General features: G+C 45.5%; 20 protein-coding genes. 12 read left to right on the top strand and 8 right to left on the bottom strand.

Annotation, left to right across the window (positions count from 1 at the left end; translation table 11 throughout):
• Positions 1 to 252: 252 nt before the first annotated feature.
• Together R8N49_RS08510 and R8N49_RS08505 are read right to left on the bottom strand one after the other, a co-directional pair.
• The gene (locus tag R8N49_RS08510; protein ID WP_318189914.1) at positions 253 to 1995 is read right to left on the bottom strand and encodes a DUF927 domain-containing protein; all 1743 of its coding nucleotides are present in this window, start codon (positions 1993 to 1995) and stop codon (positions 253 to 255) included.
• Positions 1982 to 2224, bottom strand: a complete 243-nt coding sequence (locus R8N49_RS08505) for an AlpA family transcriptional regulator (protein ID WP_318189913.1) — start codon at positions 2222 to 2224, stop codon at positions 1982 to 1984. Before R8N49_RS08505 ends, R8N49_RS08510 begins: the two co-directional genes overlap by 14 nt.
• A gap of 478 nt (positions 2225 to 2702) precedes the next feature.
• On the opposite strand from R8N49_RS08505, the gene R8N49_RS08500 reads away from it, so the two are divergent.
• Both R8N49_RS08500 and R8N49_RS08495 read left to right on the top strand, forming a co-directional pair.
• The gene (locus tag R8N49_RS08500) at positions 2703 to 3017 is read left to right on the top strand and encodes a helix-turn-helix transcriptional regulator (RefSeq protein ID WP_318189920.1); all 315 of its coding nucleotides are present in this window, start codon (positions 2703 to 2705) and stop codon (positions 3015 to 3017) included.
• Positions 3018 to 3247: 230 nt separating this feature from the next.
• The gene (locus R8N49_RS08495) at positions 3248 to 4561 is read left to right on the top strand and encodes an ATP-binding protein (protein ID WP_318189912.1); all 1314 of its coding nucleotides are present in this window, start codon (positions 3248 to 3250) and stop codon (positions 4559 to 4561) included.
• Between the two features lie 524 nt (positions 4562 to 5085).
• Here R8N49_RS08495 and R8N49_RS08490 read toward each other — a convergent pair.
• The 6 genes from R8N49_RS08490 to R8N49_RS08465 all read right to left on the bottom strand — a co-directional run bounded on the left by R8N49_RS08490 (position 5086) and on the right by R8N49_RS08465 (position 11357).
• The gene (locus tag R8N49_RS08490) at positions 5086 to 5511 is read right to left on the bottom strand and encodes a phosphate-starvation-inducible protein PsiE (protein ID WP_025768316.1); all 426 of its coding nucleotides are present in this window, start codon (positions 5509 to 5511) and stop codon (positions 5086 to 5088) included.
• A gap of 168 nt (positions 5512 to 5679) precedes the next feature.
• Positions 5680 to 6519: an ABC transporter ATP-binding protein gene (locus tag R8N49_RS08485; RefSeq protein ID WP_005379372.1), complete on the bottom strand. Its 840-nt coding sequence runs from the start codon at positions 6517 to 6519 to the stop codon at positions 5680 to 5682.
• Between the two features lie 35 nt (positions 6520 to 6554).
• Positions 6555 to 7412 (bottom strand): ABC transporter ATP-binding protein, encoded by an 858-nt coding sequence (locus R8N49_RS08480; protein ID WP_005379371.1) that lies wholly within the window; start codon positions 7410 to 7412, stop codon positions 6555 to 6557.
• A gap of 9 nt (positions 7413 to 7421) precedes the next feature.
• Positions 7422 to 9248, bottom strand: a complete 1827-nt coding sequence (locus R8N49_RS08475) for an extracellular solute-binding protein (RefSeq protein WP_017634997.1) — start codon at positions 9246 to 9248, stop codon at positions 7422 to 7424.
• A 38-nt stretch (positions 9249 to 9286) separates the two neighbouring features.
• Positions 9287 to 10330 carry an ABC transporter permease gene (locus R8N49_RS08470; protein ID WP_258489854.1) on the bottom strand — a complete coding sequence of 348 codons (1044 nt, stop codon included), beginning with the start codon at positions 10328 to 10330 and terminating at the stop codon, positions 9287 to 9289.
• 1 nt (position 10331) lies between these two features.
• Positions 10332 to 11357, bottom strand: coding sequence for an ABC transporter permease subunit (locus R8N49_RS08465; RefSeq protein ID WP_005384771.1), 1026 nt, complete (start codon positions 11355 to 11357; stop codon positions 10332 to 10334).
• An 820-nt stretch (positions 11358 to 12177) separates the two neighbouring features.
• On the opposite strand from R8N49_RS08465, the gene R8N49_RS08460 reads away from it, so the two are divergent.
• The 10 genes from R8N49_RS08460 (at position 12178) to spoT (ending at position 23517) form a co-directional block, all read left to right on the top strand.
• The gene (locus tag R8N49_RS08460; protein ID WP_017634998.1) at positions 12178 to 14778 is read left to right on the top strand and encodes a TonB-dependent receptor plug domain-containing protein; all 2601 of its coding nucleotides are present in this window, start codon (positions 12178 to 12180) and stop codon (positions 14776 to 14778) included.
• Positions 14779 to 14843: 65 nt separating this feature from the next.
• Positions 14844 to 15626: a DUF3450 domain-containing protein gene (locus R8N49_RS08455; RefSeq protein ID WP_258489856.1), complete on the top strand. Its 783-nt coding sequence runs from the start codon at positions 14844 to 14846 to the stop codon at positions 15624 to 15626.
• 3 nt (positions 15627 to 15629) lie between these two features.
• Positions 15630 to 16991 (top strand): MotA/TolQ/ExbB proton channel family protein, encoded by a 1362-nt coding sequence (locus R8N49_RS08450; RefSeq protein WP_017634999.1) that lies wholly within the window; start codon positions 15630 to 15632, stop codon positions 16989 to 16991.
• 9 nt (positions 16992 to 17000) lie between these two features.
• The gene (locus R8N49_RS08445; protein WP_005379363.1) at positions 17001 to 17528 is read left to right on the top strand and encodes a MotA/TolQ/ExbB proton channel family protein; all 528 of its coding nucleotides are present in this window, start codon (positions 17001 to 17003) and stop codon (positions 17526 to 17528) included.
• A 25-nt stretch (positions 17529 to 17553) separates the two neighbouring features.
• A complete protein-coding gene (locus R8N49_RS08440; RefSeq protein ID WP_005379359.1) occupies positions 17554 to 17961 on the top strand; it encodes an ExbD/TolR family protein in 408 nt (135 codons plus the stop codon).
• 4 nt (positions 17962 to 17965) lie between these two features.
• Complete coding sequence (locus R8N49_RS08435) at positions 17966 to 18598, top strand: energy transducer TonB (protein ID WP_005379353.1); 633 nt, start codon at positions 17966 to 17968, stop codon at positions 18596 to 18598.
• A gap of 9 nt (positions 18599 to 18607) precedes the next feature.
• Positions 18608 to 19831: a tetratricopeptide repeat protein gene (locus tag R8N49_RS08430; protein WP_132936682.1), complete on the top strand. Its 1224-nt coding sequence runs from the start codon at positions 18608 to 18610 to the stop codon at positions 19829 to 19831.
• Between the two features lie 448 nt (positions 19832 to 20279).
• Entirely contained in the window at positions 20280 to 20903 is a 624-nt protein-coding gene (gene gmk / locus R8N49_RS08425) for a guanylate kinase (protein ID WP_005379347.1), read from the top strand.
• Between the two features lie 181 nt (positions 20904 to 21084).
• Positions 21085 to 21357 (top strand): DNA-directed RNA polymerase subunit omega, encoded by a 273-nt coding sequence (rpoZ, locus tag R8N49_RS08420; protein WP_005379346.1) that lies wholly within the window; start codon positions 21085 to 21087, stop codon positions 21355 to 21357.
• 39 nt (positions 21358 to 21396) lie between these two features.
• On the top strand, positions 21397 to 23517 hold the full coding sequence (gene spoT / locus R8N49_RS08415) for a bifunctional GTP diphosphokinase/guanosine-3',5'-bis pyrophosphate 3'-pyrophosphohydrolase (protein WP_132936681.1): 2121 nt from the start codon (positions 21397 to 21399) through the stop codon (positions 23515 to 23517).
• Positions 23518 to 23525: the final 8 nt, after the last annotated feature.

The following is a 23525-nucleotide window of genomic DNA, read 5'->3' as shown; positions in this document are numbered from 1 at the left end:
CAAAAGCGTAAAACAGCATTTAAACAATCAAAAGACTGTACGCTTATACATAGCCCTAGCATCTTATCAACTACTGATAATATCGCAAGATTATTTTCCATCATTCAGTGCAATGGCGATCACCAATCACTGCAAGTACACAATCAGTACACTAGCGGTATTGTCTGCCTTAGCCTTTAATCCTCGCCCAGCCTTTAGGTTGACTGGCGGTACACTGAAAGGCGACAAGCCTACACAGGATTCATCGCCTTTTTAGTCATCCAAGATGCTGCCTTTAACACAGTACATGCGTGGGCGGGTGTTGTCGGGCAGACTGACTTTGCGCTGTGGCCGATTACCATCAGGGATTAGGTAGCCTGCGGCCATCAGTGCTTTGGCGGCGCGATCTGGGCTGAGTCCTTCGGTGGCTTCACGCCAACCGGTTGGGTAAAACAGGTAGAGGGTTTGTGGGCCGCTGTTGTCTATCCAACCTGCTCGTTGGCGTACTTGGCTGCTGTAACCGGATTGTTTAAGCGTAAAGCGGCTTTCGCCATGTTGCTCAATAAAGCTGCGTACTTGGCGGATGGCTTGTTGGTCTTCATTGGCAGCCACACCACCGCGGGCAAGTATCCATTGGTTAAGCTGGCTTAAACAGGCGGCTTCGACACTTTGAGCTGGCCAATCAAGTGCTTTGGCTTGAATGGCTAAAAGGCCAGCGCTGGCCAGTAAGGCAAACTTTTCGGCGACCCGGCGCACTTGGCCGTCAGCCTCGAGAGGCAAGCTGGTTAAAAAACGTTGGCGTACATTTTGGAAAACGGGTCGCACCTGCGCGCTGTGCTGCGTTAAATACCGTAACCAGTCCAAGACCAAGCAGCCGTAATGTTGGCGACTTTGCTGTTTTAGGTGATCGGCTAAATCGGCGGCGTTCATACCATGACTATGGTTAAACACGCCCATTTGCGCTCCGGCATCGGCACTGAGATCAATCACGCGCACTTGCTGCCCCGCTTTCACGCGTTTGCCGATACTAGCAAGGTGGCTTTCGAGCGTCACTTCGCCAGTGGATAAAAACACCAAACGCCAACGGGCAGGTAAGCGCATTTCACCGTATTTGCCTGCACGGGTTTTACCTTGGCCATTGGCAAGCATATAAGCGACGTCGCCTGCCTCTTTGGGGTCCACTTCACCCATTTCATCGAGCGCCAGCAAGGCATCGTTATGGGCTAATGCTGTGCCTTCTAAACCGTTGGCCGTGGCCCGCCAACTGTGGCGCAGTTGATTAGGCTCGCCCCACACCGATAGCGCCGGATACAGCGCCGCGGTTTTACCAGTACTACTGGCACCGTAGAGGTGTAAACCAAAACCATCCACTCCGCACAAATGCAACAATGGAGCGGCCAATGCAGCGCAGACACCAACAATTAATAGCGGGTTATCCAGACAATAACGGCCAACGTGCTGCCGCCAACTGTCGCTACTGCCTTGTTGAATAAAGCCTTCTATCGGGTGCATGGTTTGCAACACCATGCGCGGGTTGTTGCTGTGTTCGCTTGGATAAAAGGTGAGGCGCGGATGCACATAAGCGTGGTGATGCCAGCCAATGCAGTTCACGCTAATGGCCTTTTGCGTGGCCAGTTCACCCATTTGTTGAATAAACAGCGAGAGCAACTGCCGCGCTTTGACACTGTTGCTTAGCCGCATGCCTCGGCTGAGTAGGATTCGACGGTACTCGCTGCCGTCTCCGGCCAATAGTTCTGCGGGCATGGCCCAGTAGCGATGGCGATTGTCATCGTCTAACCAGTGCAATAAATAACCGTAGTTATCCCCTTGCAGATCGCGGGTACGGGCGGCCACTTGCAGCCAAGAGCAGATTTTAACTGGACTATCTTGCCCCGCCGGGTGCATCACCAGCCAGTTTTGCGCGTTATAGGCAAAACCAGCCGGTAATGTTGGCGCGTTGTTATTCATCTCATTGGCAGGTAACGGGTTTGATGTTGATGGTTTATCCACGGCCATAAGCAGCACCGATACGGCGGGTTTCAATCCACTGGTCGATATCGCTTTCTAACCAGCCCACGGCACGCGCACCAATGCGAATGGATCGCGGAAATTCACCGTTGGCCATCAAGGCATAAATGGTACTGCGACCAAAGCCTGTTTTGGCCTTTACCTCGGGCAAGCGCAAAATCCGCTGCTGACGCGCTGGGTGTGTTGATGTGGTGGATGATTGTGTAGCTGGGTTCATCGTTTGCTTCCTCACTGATCTGTTAAGTTCAGTTAGGAGTTTGCCAGTACTAAACGGACGCAGTAGGTAGATAAATGCCCAGATCGTGCAGCTTTCTGAGGGTACAAGTAGCTACTTGCCCCAGTTTGTAGATAGTGCCCCAAGTAATTAATGCTCTATGGGCAGGGTTAGTGAGCGGCTAAGCGGCGTGAATTAAGGCTTTGCCCATACTGCCCCAAAAGCCCAGTGGATGGCGTATTACTTTGAAATTTCCTACTCAAAGCTCGGTTTCGGTGAGCCGTATTCATTGATTGTTGATGTGTCGAGTGTATCGACATATAAAAAACTTATGTCGGAAAAACAGTAAAAAATCGACATGAACTATTCAGATCTTAGCTCACTTTACTCCGAGAGATGGCAGTTTATTGCTTTACAACTTGAAGATAAAAGTGAAACTATAATTTCACTAAATAAAGATTTAAGAAAACATAGTTTCATTATGGATACTATCGAGCCAAAATCAAAACGCACTGCGGTCATATTCCCTAGACAAAGGAAGATGTTAAGCATCTTGGGCGAAAACTTAACATTGGCGATGAAGAGACGCGGCATTACTCAAGAAATAATGCACAGTAGAACAGGGATTTCTAAGCCAACACTGCGTAAAATATCAAAAGGTGATCCTTCCGTTTCACTTGGTCACTACGTTAAGGTTTTGGCAGTCCTAGGCTTGTTAGACGATCTAACCAAGGTTGCACGTGATGACGAGCTGGGAAGAAAGCTGCAAGACATCCAATTGCTGAATAAAAAATAAGTGCGTCATATTCGTACAGCAGTAGCCCATATCTACATGACTAAAACTTGGCCAACAAGGGCAGCTTCAGAGAAGAAAGATAGCTATTAAAGGGCTGTTTTATACTCAACAAGAACCAAATTACACTTTTATGCGCATAAAAATGTAAAATTCCGCACTTTTCTGCGCGTAAAAGTGTAATTTGAGTTATACTACAGGCAGTTAACAGTCTTTATTGGCGGGAAATGACAATGCAGCGCAACTTAGTAAACCCCCTAATAGCATGGAAAAATCAACCGGTGCGCAAGCCATTATTGATCGATGGTGCAAGACAAACAGGTAAAACCTATCTACTGCAAGAGTTGTTTGGAAATACCTTTGCCAACATCCTTCGTATCGACTTCCTTGAAAACCCAGCTTACAAAGAAGCGTTCGATGGCTCTCTGTCACCTGACGAGCTAGTAATGAACATTGAGTTGTTAACCAACCAAGCGTTCAACCCAGAAACCGACTTACTGATATTAGATGAAATTGGCGAATGTGAACGTGCCGTTACCTCACTAAAGTACTTTGCTGAAAAAGCACCGTCCTATTTTGTCGCTGCCAGCGGCTCGAATATTGGTTTGCTCAACACCTTCCCTGTGGGCAAGGTAGAACAATACAATTTACGACCACTGACCTTCCAAGAATTTATTTACGCATCCAACGAGCAAGCGCTGATCAAAGCATTTGATAGTCAAGCAAGCACACCGGCAGTACACACCAAATTGATGGACAAACTCACTGACTACTTTTTTACTGGTGGTATGCCGGAAGCCGTTTCTGCTTGGTATCAGTATAAGGATTCAAGCATTCTAGAGCGTGTTGAAAGAGTCACAAAAATTCATGCCGATTTAGTGGAAGGTTATCGCCGCGATTTTGGTAAGTACGCGGGCAAGGTCGACGCCACACTGATTGAATCGGTATTTAATAGCATTCCAGCCCAGCTATCACTTGTCAGCGATGAGTCGGTTAAACGCTTTAAATTTAAGCATGTGCATGAGCGTAAATCTCGTTATAGCGATTTTGAAACCGCGATCCATTGGCTTAACTGCTGCCGCTTAGCTTTGCCAAACTACCCTATTGAAGGATTGCCGAAATCTCCGTTAGCGGCCTATAAAAAAGAAAATATGGTGAAACTGTTTCTGTTTGATGTGGGCCTGCTTAATCATATGCTGGGCAGCAGTTATAAAGAAATTAAGCAACAAAACTATGAATACAAAGGTTATGTGGCTGAAAACTTTGTGCAACAAGAGCTCACTGCCATTGGCGTTGACCCAAGCTATTCATGGAATGACGCCCGCGCCGAAATCGAATTTATTTTGGCGACCGATGAAGGCGATATTGTCCCTGTGGAGGTCAAAAGTGGTAAACGTACAAGAGCAAAATCGTTGGCATCCTACGTTGAAAAATGTACTCCAAGTAAAACCTTTAAGTTAACGGGTACACAAGGCTCATCCGCATTAGAGCAAACCAATATCGTGATGCCTTTGTATTTCACGCAGTATTTACCACAAAGATGGTAAAAGCGCGTTGCTTAGACCCCGAGGTCTACACAAAGTGACTTCATAGGTAACAATTTGTATACCTGAATGCCTACCATTCGACACTCTGATTTATCACTATTGGATATCATAGTATCCATATTGAGCTTATTTATATTAAAATGGACACCATAATATCCATTTTTGGTTAGGTGAGTTTCCTACTGACTCACCACTATCGCATAGAGCCAGTAAAAAAATGGCAAATCTATGTTGACAGAAATCGTGCTCGATAAAGCCTTTCAAAACTGCTATTTTTAAGTACTAACAGCAGAATAAAAACGGTACTGTTTTTCCATTGCTAACCACTAAGATTTGGTAAAAGCCAGAGGCAAGTGGTGGGCAGTTTGGTGGGCAAACAGGCATTTTTGAACAGTTTCTTTTCGATAAGCTATTGAGTTTATTAAGGTCTAGGCCGCTACTCCATGAGCAGATCCAAAACATTGAATGATCTAAAAGTCATCGAGTATTGAAACAAAAAAGCCCCGCTAATACGGGGTTTTCTTTTATTCGTCTTTTTCCAAGGTACTGTTATCAACGTAGGGCCAATAATGGTGCCCAATTCTGATCAGCAAAGTAGCCGCAGCCAAAATAAACGCAGCCAGAGATAACCACACAACCAAAACTGCATCCAGCTCTTTCATTCCGAGTGTGATGTAGCGGGCGATGGCCATCATCGCGATGTAGATAGGATAGCGTACCGGAATTTTACCGTTCATCACGAACTGCTGCACCATAGCGAGCACTTCCAGATAGATAAACATCAACAGAATATCCGTGAGTAAGACACGCTTCTCTACAAATACGTGCACAAACTCTTGCATCATGGCGTACAACGTCGCCAAGGTAATAGAGACTAATAACACCGCCTCCAAAATATGGAAGATTTTCAGGAAAGGTCGACTAAAGGATTTCGGTAAATTCGACGGCATGGTCCATTATCCAAACAAAGAAAATAGGCCTTGAGTTTAGCATGCAACGATCTTCAATCAATCAGAATAAACATCAGTGCAAATCGACTCCAAGTCCTGGCATTTGCTTATAAAAACGCTCCGCTTATTTGGCGGAGCGCTTTTGTGTTATAGGACCTGTGGCATCACTTACGCCACTTGCTGCTTTTTTTCAGCTACGCGCTTTTTCTTCCGATATTTAGGGTGAGTGATCGGAATCGCAGATAGGAGTTTTTTGGTGTATTCGTTTTGCGGGTTTGCATAAATTTCTTTAGCACTGCCTGCTTCTACCACTTTACCAAAATACATCACGGCAACTTTGTCAGAAACATGTTTCACCACCGAGAGATCGTGAGAGATAAATATGATCGCCAAGTTCATTTCTTGTTGCAGTTGTAGCAATAGGTTCAAGATTTGCGCCTGTACCGACACATCTAACGCAGATACCGATTCATCACAAATCAGCAGTTTAGGCTTCAATGCAATCGCGCGAGCGATACCGATACGCTGCCGTTGCCCGCCTGAAAATTCATGTGGATAACGGTTTACTGCCGTTTCTGGTAATCCCACTTTGATTAAAAGCTCTTTTACCCATTGTTTACGCTCTGTTGGCGTGCCAATTTTATGAATAACAAACGGTTCTTCCAGAATCATACCGATGGTATGACGCTGATTGAGTGACTCCATTGGGTCTTGAAAGACGATTTGCATGTCTTTACGCAGCGATCGCATCTCTTTCACAGACAATTTAGTGATGTCTTTACCTTCAAAGAAAATCTTACCTTCTGTTGGCTCGTATAACTTTAAGATCGTGCGACCAAGGGTGCTTTTACCACAACCTGACTCACCAACTAGCCCCAGTGTTTCACCTTCAGAAACAGACAGTGAAACCCCGTCTACCGCTTTGATGGTGTAGCCTTTCTTGAACAGCCCTTTACCAGAAACAAAGTGCTGCTTAAGATTTTCAATTCTTAATACTTCTTTTGCCATAACATCCTCTTTTATGACTGGTTCACTTTGCCCAGTTAACTGGCAAACATACTGGCATCAATAGGCTTGATATCGATCATCTGCTTCGGCTCATTATCTAAGCTCGGCATCAATCCCATTAAACGCTCTGTGTATGGGTGCTGCGGGTTATCAAACAACTCAAAAATTTCTGCTTTTTCGACAATACGTCCGCCATACATCACGGCAACATCATCACACACTTCTGCCACAACCCCGAGATCGTGAGTGATGAAGATCATCGCCATGCCCGTTTCTTCCTGAAGCTCGTTCATCAGTTCAAGGATAGACGCCTGAACCGTAACATCCAACGCTGTAGTCGGTTCATCACAAATCAGAATATCCGGCTTACAGGCCAATGCCATCGCGATCATGACACGCTGGCGCATACCACCAGATAGGTTATGGGGATACTCATTCAATCGCTTCTCTGGCATTGGAATTTTTACTTTTGCCAGCATTTCAATCGAGTACGCCTCCCGCTCCTTTTTGTCGAGCTCAGGTCGATGGAGCTCAAGCACTTCACATATTTGACGACCAATGGTGTGCACTGGGTTGAGCGCCGTCATCGGGTCTTGGAAGATGATCGAAATGCGATCGCCACGCATGGCGTACATCTCTTCCGCAGGCAAATCAACTAGGTTGGTGCCGCGATAATTCACTTCACCTTTGATAATGTTGCCATATGGCTTAGGTAATAGCCCCATGATCGACATTGAGGTTACGCTCTTACCACTACCTGACTCTCCTACCAGACCGAGTGTACGTCCAGCTCTCACATCAAAGTTCACACCATGCAGAACCTTCACTGGCCCATCATCGGTGGTAAATTCAACTTCGAGATCTTTAACACTTAGGATTACATCGTTTTCCATAACCAATCCTTACAGCTTATAAGTGTCATCTACGACAACAACAGGTTCAAAAGCTTTGCCTGACTTCATCGCTTGTTTCGTTTCTTTTTTGATATCACTATCAATCCAGTAAGTGCCATCGCCTATGATTGCACCACTGAACAGCGCCTCTGTCATGCGATTCATTGGCTTATCTGGAAACTTTAACCAGCGCCAGTGACCATAGCGGACATAAGGAACCATGTAGCCTGGGACGATAACGTGAGCATCAATGATGTCACGCTGAATCTCATGACCTAGCTGGATCTTTTTATCCATATCCATGCCAAAACGATACTCGATGATCTTTTCATCCAGTTCAGGCGTGCTGTAGTTTGTGAAAGAGTTAGTTTGCGGCTTGTTCGCATTGACTGAATGGAAGTACTCCCAATACGTTGGGATCTCAGACGTACCCATATCTAAGAAAGCCAAATCGTGCTTTTTCTCACGTACGTATTTGAACATGGATGAGCCATCAACTAACTTGAGCTCAATATCCAGCCCTGCTAGCTTGGCTTGCTCACGCAAAAATGCAATACGAGGAGTATGAACAGGTGTTCCGTAGGTCAGCTCGAAGCTTAAGCGCTCACCTTTATCATTAACACGAATACCATCAGAACCAATTTTGTTAAAGCCTGCGGCTTCGAATGCCTCGGCCGCTTTTGCGGGATCAAACTTCGGTGCCTTAGCATCTGGTAGGGTGTATTTACCATGACCATAACCGGTCGGGTTTGGTTTACGGGAGTAGTCGCCACGCATGACATTCTCTATCATGCCATCAAAGTCAATCGCGTAAGTAATGCCCTTGCGAATGTTTAAATCATCCAGCAAAGGCATCGCGGTGTTCATCCATACACCACCAGCCCCAACTGGGAATTGGTTGTAACCCCAGAACTTTTGAATGTATCCCTTTTGGTAAGGTTCCGTATTCGATTTATCATGCCATAGGCTTGGTAAAACAAGACCAAATGCGTCCAGCTTCCCTTTCTCAAAGTGCTTCATCGCGATATCACTGTCGCGAATCACTGTGATGCGGATTTTGTCGACATTATAACGATGTTGATAATACTTATTGCTGTAACCCCACCAGTCTTCACCGACATGTTTGAAGGTCACACTTTTACCTTTTTTAATGTCATCTAGGTAGTATGCACTGGTCGTTGGTTCACTTTTAAAATTGTAGTAGCGGACAAAGTTGTCATGTATACCGTCACCATTTTCATCTTTTGAAGGGTTAGCATAAAAATGTGCGGGACGTGGGCGCAGGGCCCCCATTCGTAACAGCAACTCTTCCGGATTAAACTCTTTCGCCGCCTTAACAGCAAACGTGTGAGTGTCGTACTTGATAACATCCGCAATCGTTTTGTTGTAGTAATCGTTGTACCAAGGCTCCAAGATGTCCTTGGAACGATAAAACTTCAGCATGAACACGAAATCGTCGGCAGTCACAGGTTTGCCGTCCGACCATTTGGCTTCAGGGTTGAGTTTGAAATAGACCGTTTTGTTGTCACCTGCTAACGCCCACTCGTTAGCAAGCTCAGGGATGAACTCTAAAGTATCTGGGTGGCGGACCACCAAGCCTGGTGTTTCATCTAAGATAAAAGAACGTAGCCCTGCATTAGCGTCTGGGCCAACACTACGTAACGTCTGCGGGAAACTTGACATAAAGGTGCGATAAGTCCCTCCACGTTTCGCTTCTGGCGAACCATATTGAGGCTCATCCCAGTTTGTTTGCCAGTTTAAGTCAGTCGGAAGCGTTGCTGACATTGCACCAAAACTCAGGGCGCTCAGCGTGGACGCTAAAAATAATTTCTTCATAAAACTTCCCTTTTTTATGTTTTGCTCACAATGCTCGCTTAAACATAGCGTGTGAATTTTTTCGGGTCGAAAGCCGCTCGAATGGCTTCACCAATAAAGGTCACCATTACCAGAACCAGAACAATAGAAGTCACTACTGACGCAACAATCCATGGCGAATCTAAGTTTGACTTACCTTGTTGCAGTAGTTCACCCCAACTTGGCGTTGGTGGCATCAAGCCTAAGCCTAGGTAATCGAGAGCAGTCAGTGCTGTGATGTTAGCTGCAATAGTGAAAGGCGCTAGGGTTACAATCATCACCATCGTATTTGGCAAGATGTGATTAAACAAGATACGTCCGGTCGATGCCCCTAAAGCACGAGCCGCCATTACATATTCTCGTGCCGCTTCTTTATAAGTCATGGTCCGCATGTACCATGTCATACCCATCCAAGTGAAAAGCACGTTAATAGCGACAAAGAGAGCAAACGTCGGTTGAACGATTGAGACAAGAATCATAATGACGTACAAAAACGGGACCATTGACCAGATTTCGATAAGTCGCTGTACAAACAAGTCAAATTTACCGCCCCAAAAACCCATAGCACAACCGACTGCAGTACCGATCGCGTAGGAAATGGCCATCGTAAGCAACGCAAATCCCATCGCCGTTCTGAATCCGTAGACGAGTCGCGCCAAAATATCGCGACCTATCACATCTGTACCTAAATAATGCTTATTTTCGGCACTAGGCGTTGTTGGCGGGAAATCACCACTAAAATCTTGTTCGTATGGGTTCCACGGCACAAGCGGCAAAATAACAAAGTTGTCGCCCCCTTCAGCCTCAAACGCTTTTTGCAGTACACGATAATCGGCTTCACTGGATGACTCTTGGCCGAATTCGCTACCTAAACGTACGTCACTGACAACAGGAAAATAGTAGCTACCATCGTACTTGACGACTAGCGCTTTACTGTTGATCAAAAGTTCGGCGAATAGAGAAAGGATCAACATGATAGAAAGAGCAACAAACGACCAATAGCCTCGTTTGATCTCTTTAAAGTGACGAATTTTCTTTTGAGTTAATGGACTAACTTTAATCATGTTACGCTCCAAACTTCACACGTGGGTCGACTAAAGCAACACAAATATCTGAAATGATGTTACCAATGAGCAGTAACAACGCATTAATGGCGACAATACCCATAACAACAGGGTAATCACGCTCCATGATTGATTCGTAACCCAATAAGCCAATGCCATCAATATTGAAGATAACTTCAATCAGGAAGGCACCGGTCATGAAGAACAACAAAGAGTTACCAAAGTGACTCGCGATCGGAATTAAGCTGTTACGCAACGCGTGCTTACGAACTGCTTTTTTGAAAGGTAATCCTTTCGCAATTGCGGTGCGGATGTAATCTGAGGAAAGGTTTTCCATCAGGTTATTTTTCATTGTCATCGTCAGCGTGGCAAAATCACCAATGAGGTAACAGATCAAAGGCAACACCGCATGCCACATAATGTCTTTAGCGCGTTCAAAGAAGGTTTCGTAATCGTCGAAGTCATCGCCGACAAAGCCTCCCATCGGAAACCATTCCAAGTGATAACTAAATAACGTGATCAGCAATACACCCACCACATAACCTGGTAGCGCGTAGCCTACGAAAATGAGTACTGAAGAGGCGGAATCAAACACAGAACCGTGCTTGAGCGCCTTATAGTAACCAAGAGGAATCGAGATAAAATAACTAATAAAGAAGGTCATGCCGCCATAAAACAACGACACTGGCAAACGCTCTGCGATCATATCCGAGACAGGCTCGTAGTAACGCGTCGACTCGCCAAGATCTAGCATTACCAAACGACTTAACCACTCGACGTACGCTTCCGTTACAGGTTTATCCAGGCCATAAAACGCATTCAGCTCCGCGATTTGATCGTCAGAAAGAGCCGTATTACCACCCGCAGACGTCATTGATGCGGCGCCATCTCCCTGAGACTGCATTTGTGACAACATGCGTTCAACAGGTCCGCCAGGCACGAAACGAGTGATAGCAAAGATGAGAATAGTTATCCCGAGAAACGTTGGGATAACCAACGCCAAACGGCGTAAAAAGTACGACAGCATATACAACTTGCTCCTTGTCTACTGTCCAGTTCAAACGGAGTGAAAGAGGATATTTTCCGCCCAAAATGGTGCATATTTATCTCGTAGTAACTAAAACTGTTGAAGCACACTCCCTGCGCCTCAAGAGCTAGACTTTTCTACTACTGCAATAATTTCAGCGTCATATTTATCTTGAATCCACATCAGCTTCAAGTGTTTGAAACCAAAACATGACAAACTTCCTTCGATGTCGAAAAACAGAAATGTTTTTGTAAAAAATTATAAAAAACCACAAAAATAATTCATACAGAATATCAATCTAGGCTGTTTAGAGCCAAAACCCTACATAAAAATGCACCCTACACACATAAATAGACACATAATCCAAGGTTATATTTGACCTAAAAATACGAGTGAGCCCTTTAACAGCAATGGGTATCATATTTTGATACCACCTAATAAGTTCGAGCTAACAAAGTATGGATTCGATATAAAACTCATCTCAGAACAATTCACTGGAAAAATATCTTTTTCCAGATTCAATTACCCACTAAAAAACCATAGGCAAGATAAGTCATTAAAGTTTATAAGAAACACAAAATACGGTGTTTTATTGAAATTTAATCTCGATGCATAAACCTTATTCGGTTTTTTATTCCGCCTTTTAAACAAAGCCTGGTTATTTACATCTTTTTTACATTTAAGCATCCCCGTTTACCACTGGTTTGACTTCCTTTTTTCATCTCGGTTATACATTGGCCGAACGTTAACGAAATATTAACGTCACATTTGGCCGCTATGCGGCCAGACATAGGAAATAATAATAATCGGAGCAACAAGGATGTATAAAAACACAACCGCTTTATCTGTTGCGATAAGCCTTGCTTTGGGGACAGCAGCAGTTGCAGCCCCAGCAACAGCACTGGCAGAAGAGCAGCAAGTTGAAAAACTTCAAAAGATGAAAGTTACTGGTTCGCGTATCTCCACGACGGATATGGAAGGTCCTTCACCAGTTACTGTTATTAATAGTAAAGACATTGAGTCTAAAGGCTTTAACAGCGCGCAAGACGTATTGAACAGTTTGACCCAAAACACAGGTGGTGTAATGGCTCAAACAGACTCTTTCTCGTTTACACCAGCAGCGCAGTCAGTCAACTTACGTGGCCTTGGCGCGTCACGCACATTGATTCTTATTGATGGCCGTCGTCTTCCTCAATACCCGCTAGCACAAGATGGTACATCTAACTTCCAAGATATCGGCCAAATCCCTGTCGCCGCTATTGAGCGTGTTGAAGTAATGACCGACTCAGGTTCTGCTATCTACGGCTCCGACGCAATCGGTGGTGTCGTAAACTTCATTTTAAAGAAAGACTTTGATGGCGTTTCTGTAAAAGTACGCGCGGGTGACGCGACGGATGGTGGTTACCAAAATGGTCGTTTAGACGTTGTAGCTGGCAAAAACTTTGACGACAAACGTATTCTCTTCGTTGGCCAATTTGCGGGCAACGAAATGCTAAAGCAATCTGACCGAGATGATTGGGCTGGCGATGACGGTTCTAGCCGTTCTCAGCTAAGTGGCTACTCTAGCTACGGTGCAAACTTTGAAGGCGCCAACGGAACACTTCTAACACCAGCTGATGCTGGTTCTTCCTGTAAAGAAGTCGTTGGTGATGCCGCGATTGAACGAGCGGATGGAAAGTGTGGTGTTAACCGCTCTGCATACCGAACATTAAAACCAGAAAACAAACAAGTAGACCTACTTTTACGTGGTGAAATGGACATTAACGACAATGTCACTGCCATGGCAGAAGCCCGTTTTGGCTACAAGTCTACAGAATCTGAATTCGAACCTAACCCTTACAGCGTTGAAGTTGATGCCACTCACTTCCGCGGCGAAGGCGAATACACTCGCCGTATGGTCGAATTTGGACCACGCGAAAGTAACACTGAAGCCGATTCTTTTGGCTTAACCTTAGGCTTGAACGGCCTGCTTGCTGATACGTATGATTGGGACCTATCCGCTGGTTACTCTGAGCAAAGCGTTGAAACAAGCAACCCAGCAATCTTCCTAACTCTCGACCAAGCTGTACAAAATGGTGATGTCGATCTTCTAGGGCCTATCTCTCAAGACGTTGTAGACAAATACAGCGGCACTTCAAGCAAAGAAGCTTACTCAAAGCTTTACTCTGTTAACGGCTCACTGGCTGGTGATTTGGTTGAACTTCCTGCAGGTATGTCTGGCTTTGCTGTTTATGGTGAATGGAACCGTACTGACTACAATGAGACGATTGATGCGACAACAGCAGCTGGTGGTTTCTCTGGTCTAGGTGGAACATCAGGCGGCGGTGACCGTGATCAGATTGGTCTTGGTGTTGAAGCTCTTATTCCTATCATTGAAGATTTAGAAATGACTGTCGCTGGTCGTTACGACCACTACTTCGACGACTCGGCAACTGGCGGCGCATTCACTCCTAAAGTAGCCCTAGCATACCGTCCTACTGACACCCTATTGCTACGTGGTAGCTACGGTCTAGGCTTCCGAGCTCCAGACTTGAAGCGACTATTTGGTGATCAAACTCGAGGCTTTGGTTCTGGTTTTGACCCTGTGCTTTGTGCCAACGCTGGTGGTAGCGGCCCACAAGATAAAGACAAGTACCCAGAGTGTGATACTCAGTACTTCGATACGCTTAATGGCCCTAACTCTGAGCTGAAAGAAGAAACAAGTACAAACATTAACTTGGGCCTAGCGTGGGAGCCTGTGGATGATCTTGGTGTAACTGTTGACTGGTACCACATCAAGATGGAAGACGTCGTAACAGCACCAACTTACCAAGACGTAATTAACGATCCAGGTAAATACCCGGGTACTGAAGTCGTTCGTAACCCAGATGGCACCATCAAGTCGGTATCCTATGGTCCAGTGAACCAGTCGTATGAAGAGCGTTCTGGTATTGACCTAGCGATCAAATACGCATACGACACTAATGAGTTCGGTTCATTTAACACGCGTGTTGCTGTAACGAAGATCTTGATTGCTGAATATCAAGAAAACGACAGCGAGCCTGTAACGGATGAAAGAGATTTCATGCCTGAATACACCGCAACGTTAAATCTTGGCTGGGCATATGAAGATGTCGCTATCAACCTATTTGGTAAATACCGCGACCGTATGTGTTCAAGCTACGCAAACCGTTACTACTTTGATGACTGTGATTCTGCTAAAAAAGCGGGTTACAAAGCAGAAATCGCTAGTATGACAACGTGGAACCTAACGGCTTCTTACCAATTCAACGAGAGTGGTCGTGTAACTCTTGGTGCTATCAACATGTTTGACAAAGTACCGCCTGCAGATCCTCTAAGCGATACCTCTCCATTCTATGCAACTGGGTATGACGATCCAATCGGACGTCAGCTATACGTCGAGGCATCATACGACTTCTAAAAAATATTTGGCGCGGGTTTTCCGCGCCCTTTTCGACTGACTAAAACACTGACAAGGATGCAACCATGAAATTCAAGGAATTTGGTCTCAGTGCCATAGCTGCAGCATTGCTTACTATCAGTAGTAGCTCTATAGCCAGTAGTAGCTCTATAGCGGCCAACTCTGGTGCTGTCGTTTCCACACAAGCAAAAGCAAATCAATCTTCAGAAGCTTCGCAACAAAAAATCGACAATTATGCCGAAAGTACTGAAGGCATGTTGGCAGAATACAAAGGCTTACTACGTCAAATCGACAGCATGAAAGTCTACAACGAGCAAATTAATCGTATGGTTCAATCACAGCAAGGTGAATTGGACTCATTAAATAACCAAATTGCTCAGATCGATCAAACGGCAACAGAAGTAGTGCCACTAACACTTAAAATGATCGATGCACTCGATGAGTTTGTGACTCTCGATCTGCCTTTCCAGAAAAAAGAACGTAATAAACGTGTCCGAGAACTGCGTCGTCTCATGGATCGCGCCGACGTAACGACTTCTGAGAAATTCCGTAAAGTGATGGAAGCCTACCAAATTGAAGAAGGCTTCTCTCGCTCAATTGAATCTTACAAAGCTAGCCTAGATAGAAATGGGGAAACCGTGACTTACGATTTCCTACGTATTGGTCGCACGGCGCTTTTATTCCAATCTCCAGACGGTGGTGAGACAGGTATGTGGAACCAACAAACACGTCAATGGGAAACATTACCGGAAAGCTACCGCATAGCGGTACAGCAAGGCCTTCGAATCGCGAAGAAGCAAGCGCCACCAGCGCTAATCAAATTGCCTGTATATGCTGGGGAGGAATAAGAGATGAAAGGATTCAAAACTCTAGCCGCTGGTCTACTAGCGAGCTTATTTATGGCTTCAGGCGTACAAGCAGAAACGCCTAAAAACCTATCTGAACTACTCAAAAACGTAAAATCAGAAAGCATCGTTGAGTCAAAAGAGAACAAAGCCCGTGAAGCTGAGTTCAAGAACAACCGAGATAAGCAAGCAGCATTATTGCAACAGGCTCGTGAAGAGCTAGCTTCACAGCAAGCACTGGGCGATCAACTTAAAGCGACATTTGATGAAAACGATAAGCAGCTGACTGAACTAACAGAAACCTTACGTGTTCGATCTGGTACTTTGGGCGAAATGTTTGGTGTGGTCCGCCAATATGCGGGCGAGTTTAAAGGCTTATTTGCAGCCTCTCAAAACGCAGTTCAGTTCCCAGAGCGTGACGCTCTACTAACGAAACTGGCTGAAAGTAAAGAACTGCCATCAACACAAGAGCTAGAAGCATTCTGGCATACCATTCTTCAACAAGTGGTTGCCTCAGGCGAGACAGCAACAACCCAAGCAACGGTTGTTTATGGCGAAGGTAAAGAAGCGGTTCGCGATGTTACTCTTGTCGGTGAATTTAACGCGATTGCCGATGGTAAGTACGTTACTTATGTACCTCAAACAGGTAAGTTCGAAGAACTCTCTCGACAGCCTCGCACCAATATTACACGTCATGTTGCGGGCTTTGAGTCAGCGTCAAACAGCTATGAGCCACTGTTTATTGACCCATCCCGTGGTGTAATTCTGTCTCTACTTGTACAAAGCCCTACCGTTCAAGAACGTATTGATCAAGGTGGCATTGTAGGTTACGTCATCCTTGGTATGGGTGCAGTTGGCGCTATCATTGCTCTAGTTTGCTTCCTACGCCTTCAAGTGATTGGCGGTAAAATGCGTAAGCAAGCGAAATCAGAAACTGTGATTCCTGGTAACCCATTGGGTGAAGTTATCCAGGCTTACCAAGAGCACAAAGGTGACAACCTTGAAGATCTGGAAGCGAAGCTGGACGAAATCATTCTACGTAACGCTCCAAGCATTGAACGCTTCATCAGTTCAATCAAGCTATTTGCTTCTGTAGCACCTCTACTTGGTCTACTGGGTACGGTAATGGGTATGATCGGCACATTCCAAGCCATTACTCTGTTCGGTACTGGCGATCCTAAACTGATGGCTGGCGGTATTTCTGAAGCTCTTGTTACAACCATGCTAGGTCTGGTTGTCGCAATTCCATTGCTGTTCCTTTACACCATCGTACACAGTAAAGGTCGTCGTTTGGTTCAAACTCTTGAAGAACAGAGTGCAGGCTTCATCGCTCGCTATCAGGAAAAACTACATAAAGCCGAAAGCTAAGGAGGCGTTATGTGGTGGTTAGTTGGAGAACTTGAATCAATTAGGCGCTTCTTGGGAATGGGTGGCGATGTACTCGTCGCCATCTTCATCCTCAGCTTTATGCTGTGGGCAGTATTGTTAGAACGTTGGTTCTATTTTGCTGCCGTCGCTCCAAAAGCCATGAAAAAAGCCGTTGGCTCATGGCAGGGGCGCTCAGAGCACCAGAGCTGGAACGCTAAGATGATCCGACAAGAAATTGTTTCTCGTCAGGACATTGAGAATAAAAAGGGCCTGCCAATCGTGAAAGTATTGATTGCGCTTTGTCCCTTACTGGGTTTGCTCGGCACCGTTGTTGGCATGATCCAAGTATTCGACATCTTAGCGGTAACAGGAACAGGAAGCCCTCGAGCAATGGCCTCGGGGATCTCAAAGGCAACAATCCCAACTTTAGCCGGGATGGTGGCTTCTCTATCAGGACTGTTCTTTAGTTCACGTCTTGATCATTTAGCCAAAGTCACAACGCAAAAGCTGGAAGATAAGCTAAAGCATATTGCCTGAGTAAATGGAATTAGAGGTATAGGTCATGAAAAGACGCTATAGCAGTGATAGCAGTGATGAAACCGCTATCGATATGACACCGATGCTCGACATCGTATTCATCATGTTGATCTTCTTTATCGTAACAACATCGTTCGTAAAAGAAGCTGGTCTAGAAGTAAACCGCCCGACGGCAAGCTCTGCGCAAACCGTGAAAAAAGGTAACATCATGGTCGCAGTTGGTGCGGCGGGTGATGTTTGGGTTGATAAACGCCGCATCGAAGTGGACGCGGTTCGCGCGAATATTGAACGTCTTCGTGCAGAAAGCCCTGATGGCGCAGTTGTTATCCAAGCCGACACAGAAGCAAATGCTGGCGTAGTCGTGAAGGTTATGGACCAGATCAAAATGGCAGGTGTAGAAAGCATCTCCATTGCCGCAACCAATAAGGATTAAGCTTATGCGGTATCTGGCCTCAATTGCACTGGCGCTCATTGTCTCCCTCGGGTTGTTCTGGGGGATGGACAAGCTAGTAAACAAAGAGCGCCACGAGTTAGTGTCGAATGATGACCTGCGTATGGTCGAGTTTATTCGCATTAAACCAGACGAAAAAATACAGGAGAAAAAACGCGAACTTCCAAAGCCACCACCGCCTAAGCGTCCGCCGCCGCCGCCAGAAATGAAAGTGACAGCGACAGTAAAACCGGTGATGGAGCAGACCCCAATGGATATGCCAAAGCTTGACCTACCCGTAAATGTTACAGGTGGTTCGGTGCTTGGGCATTATAGCCAGGGTGGAGGTGCGCAACTCGCGGGTAGCGGAGGTCCAACACCTCTAGCGACATTCCAACCTCAAATGCCTAGGAAGGCTGCGAAAGCAGGAATAGAAAAAGGGGTCGTCTTATTAGAGTTTACTGTAAACGCACGTGGTGCCGTAGAGGACATCAAAGTTCTTAAAGAGCAACCACGACGCTTAGGCCTCGGTCGAGCGGCAAGAAAAACAGTCTCTAAATGGACATTTAAACCAAAATTGGTTGACGGGAAACCTGTTAGCTCGCGCCTATCGCAAGAAATAGAGTTCTCAACCAATTAAGGAGTCACGATGAAAAGTTTATGGAAAAGCAAAGTGGCTTCTTTAATTCTCTTCGCAGGAGTGACAATGGCCGCTCCTACGATGGCAAAAGAAGCTCCTCAGTTATCAGATCGGACATTTCGAACCGTTAACAAAGTGCAAGAGTTGATCGCAACTGAAAAATATTCAGCAGCAAAAGAAAAACTAGCAAGCGCTTTAGAAAGCACAAGTTCGAAAAAATACGACCGAGCAGTTTTACTTCAGCAGACTGGCTTTTTGTATTCGCTACAAGACAATTATGTGCAAGCAGCAAAATACTTTGCCGAAGCATTACAGCTCGACGCACTTCCCGTTCCTGTTGCTCAACAAGTTCGCTACAGCTTGGCTCAGCTTTACCTAGCTGAAGAAAAGTATACGTTGTCTGTAAAAACGATGAAGGAATGGTTCAAGGTTGCAGAAACAACCAAAGAGAAGCCTCAAGCTCATGCTTATATCACGTTAGCGAGCGCTTATGTTCAGTTGGAAGATTACAGAAATGCAATCCCGCCAACCAAAAAAGCCATCGCGATGAGCAAGAGCCCAAGTGAGTCTTGGTACTTAATTCTCGTTGCATCTCACTACGAGTTAGGCCAGCTGAAAAGCGTTGCCAGTGTACTCAAAACTCTGACTTCAAAGTACCCTCAGAAAAAGCGTTACTGGATGCAACTTTCTGGTGTCTACATGGAGCTAGGTCAAGAGCGCAACTCTCTAGCCACCCTAGAAATGGTTTACAAAATGGGGAAACTAGAAGGAGAGAAGGAATATTTACGCTTTGTAAACTTCTTGGCTTATCAAGGTATTCCATATAAAGCAGCCAAAACTCTTGAAAAGGAAATGGCAGCTGGAAACATTGAAAAGACGAAGGAAAACTATGACCGCCTAGCCAGTTTCTGGCAGCAAGCTAAAGAGCTAGATAAATCAATTCTCGCTTATAAAAAGTCATATAACCTCGCTCCTTCTGCTAAAACGCAAATTCAGATTGCTCGCTTAATGATACAAGACAAGCAGTATTCTGAAGCAACTCGTTTTGTAGAAAGCGCGGCATCCAGTGCCTCTAAAGAGCAAAAGGCAGAACTTGAATACATTCGCGGGATGGCCTATTTCGAGCTTAAGCAACCACAAAAGGCCTTGCAGGCGATGAAAGGCGCTGCTCAATCGCCAAAATTCAGGTCAACCGTTAGCCCTTGGATAAATTTCCTAGAGTCTCAAGGATAATTCGAAGATTAAGTGTGAGTCAGTCGCACGCCTGGGGAAGTGAAAGCTTCCCCTTTTTTCCGTTTTATCTTTATTAACCCCTATTTTTAACCAGAGTCACTCACGCAAGCCAAATCGGGACTCTAAACCTAAAATCAGCACACTAAACGGTTGTAGAAATGGTTTTAATAACAGAGTGCGCGGATGGTAAGTCCTGTACCACGCTCCTTCTTCGCTGTTTAGGAACACTCTGGCGTAAGTAACTATTTCATCTGGGACGATCACAGACAGAAAGATCAACTGGTAACAAAATAGAGATCATGATACTCTTCGCCTCCATTTTTCTGGCGGGATTATAACCAATATCCACCCCTTTGGTGGTTGATTTCTCAATGCCAGTGCTATCGTTATAAGAATGTCGAACTTTCCTTCGGCACTCAATCAATCCAATCAAAAGTGGAACAGTACAATGGGCAAAGGTACTCTCTATATCGTATCTGCACCTAGCGGCGCAGGTAAATCTAGCTTGATCTCAGCGATGTTGGAACGCAACCCAACCTACGCAATGAAAGTGTCTGTGTCTCACACCACGCGCAACATGCGACCTGGTGAAGAAAATGGTGTCCACTACCATTTTGTAGCGAAAGATGAGTTTGAAGCCCTGATCGCTAAAGGTGACTTCCTAGAATACGCAGAAGTGTTTGGTAATTATTACGGCACATCTCGTGTATGGATTGAAGAAACACTAAATAAAGGTATCGACGTTTTTCTAGATATCGACTGGCAAGGCGCACGCCAAATCCGTGAACAAATGCCAGAAGCCAAAAGCATCTTCATCCTGCCACCATCAAACGGTGAGTTAGAGCGTCGCTTGAACACTCGTGGTCAAGATAGCGATGAAGTGATCGCAAAGCGTATGGCTGAAGCCAAGTCGGAAATCTCTCATTACAACGAGTACGACTACGTGATCGTAAACGACGATTTTGATACCGCTTTGATGGATTTTAAAGCTATCTTGCGTGCTGAAAGATTGAAGGAAGAAAAGCAAGCTGCTAAATATAAAGGTATGCTTGACGCGTTGTTAGCAGAGTAACTTCAAAAAAGTCACGCTGTAAAACATAAAGAATTTCCCGTTTTTTGCCCAGTGCGAAAAACACAATAAACTACCTGAGAAAGTCCACAAACGGTGGCTTGTCTAATTGCTAGTAAATAAAGTAGTTAGGTTGTATACTTTCTCGTCATTCTAAAATTTTAGTTAACTATTTGGAGTCCTCATGGCACGCGTAACTGTTCAAGACGCTGTTGAAAAAGTTGGCAACCGTTTCGACCTAGTACTGATTGCGGCTCGCCGCGCTCGTCAAATGCAAACTGGCGGTAAAGATGCACTAGTGCCAGAAGAGAACGATAAGCCAACGGTTATCGCTCTACGCGAAATCGAAGAAGGTTTAATTACTAAAGAAGTTCTAGACGCTCGTGAACGTCAAGAACAGCAAGAGCAAGAAGCGGCAGAGCTAGCGGCAGTAAGCAGCATCGCTCACAACCGTTAATTCTGACTTTAGAATTCAACAACCTCCCGGGCCTATAATTTGTATCTATTCGATAGCCTCAAAGACGTTGCCCAAGAATACCTAACAGAGCCTCAGATTGAGGCTCTGCGTCAATCTTATGTGGTAGCGAGAGATGCCCATGAAGGGCAAACCCGCTCTAGCGGTGAACCATACATCATCCACCCTGTCGCTGTGGCTCGTATCTTGGCCGAAATGCGCCTTGATATCGAAACCCTCCAAGCTGCTTTGCTGCATGACGTCATTGAAGACTGTGATGTAACTAAAGAAGATCTCGAAGAGAAATTCGGCAACACTGTCGCAGAATTGGTTGATGGTGTATCTAAACTGGACAAACTCAAATTCCGCGATAGGAAAGAGGCTCAGGCTGAGAACTTTCGTAAGATGGTTCTGGCCATGGTGCAAGATATCCGCGTCATTCTGATCAAACTGGCTGACCGCACGCATAACATGCGTACGCTTGGCGCGCTTCGACCAGATAAAAAGCGTCGTATTGCTCGTGAAACGTTAGAAATTTACGCGCCCCTCGCTCATCGTCTTGGTATTCACAATATCAAAACCGAACTCGAAGAGTTGGGCTTTGAGGCGCTATATCCCAACCGCTACCGCGTACTGAAAGAAGTGGTTAAAGCCGCACGTGGTAATCGTAAAGAGATGATCCAACGCATTCACAGCGAAATAGAAGGCCATCTGCAAGATTTTGGCTTGAATGCTCGCGTCGTTGGTCGTGAGAAAAACCTGTTCTCTATCTACAACAAGATGAAAACCAAAGAACAGCGCTTTCACACCATCATGGATATCTATGCGTTCCGAGTCGTTGTTGATACCGCTGATACTTGTTATCGCGTTTTAGGCCAAGTACACAGCTTGTATAAGCCACGTCCTGGTCGCATGAAAGATTACATCGCGGTACCAAAGGCGAACGGCTATCAATCGCTACACACTTCCATGGTTGGACCACACGGCGTACCTGTTGAAGTTCAGATCCGTACTGAAGATATGGATCAAATGGCGGACAAAGGTGTCGCGGCACACTGGTCTTACAAAGACAAAGGCGACAAGTCTGGTACCACTGCGCAAGTGAAAGCTCAGCGTTGGATGCAAAGCCTGTTAGAGCTACAACAAAGCGCGGGTAACTCATTCGAATTCATTGAAAACGTAAAATCCGATCTTTTCCCAGATGAGATTTACGTCTTCACACCAAAAGGTCGTATCGTTGAATTGCCTTTAGGCGCAACGGCTGTCGACTTTGCCTATGCCGTACATACCGATGTAGGCAACTCTTGTGTTGGTGCTCGTGTTGACCGTAACCCTTACCCATTGAGTAAGGCATTGAAAAACGGTCAGACAGTGGAAATTATCAGTGCCCCTGGTGCGCGTCCGAATGCGGCATGGCTGAACTATGTCGTGACTTCTCGTGCCCGCACTAAGATTCGACAAGTACTGAAAACGATGCGTCGTGAAGAGTCGATTACTTTAGGTCGTCGCCTACTTAATCACGCACTTGGCCGTCACTCGATTGATTCAATTTATCCAGAAAATATCCAAGAAGTCTTGAATGATCTTCGCCTAGAAAGCATCGATGATTTATTGGCTGCTATTGGATTGGGTGAGTTGATGAGCATTGTGATCGCACGTCGTCTCCTTGGTGACACCGAAGAGCTCACGACAACAAGTTCAATCCCAACGGACTCGAAGAAGAAGCTTCCGATTCGTGGCGCAGAAGGCTTATTGCTGACGTTTGCAAATTGTTGTCATCCTATCCCAGATGATCACATTATTGCTCACGTATCGCCTGGTCGTGGTTTGGTTGTTCACCGAGAAACATGTCCGAACGTTCGTGGTTATCAGAAAGAGCCAGACCGTTATATGGCTGTCGCTTGGTCTGAAGACTACGATAAAGAGTTCATTGCTGAACTTAAAGTCGACATGCTTAACAACCAAGGTGCTCTTGCAGAACTGACCAACGTGATCTCGAAAACAGGATCAAACATTCATGGCCTTTCAACGGAAGAACGTGATGGTCGTCTATACACTGTGACTGTGCTGTTGACGACGAAAGATCGTGTCCACCTTGCTGGTATCATGCGTAAGATTAAGGCAATGCCTCAAGCAACCCGAGTCAGACGCAGAAAGAACTAACCTCTATC

It is taken from the genome of Vibrio sp. 1978, from assembly GCF_033344345.1.
This window is presented reverse-complemented; position numbering and strand designations above follow the sequence as displayed.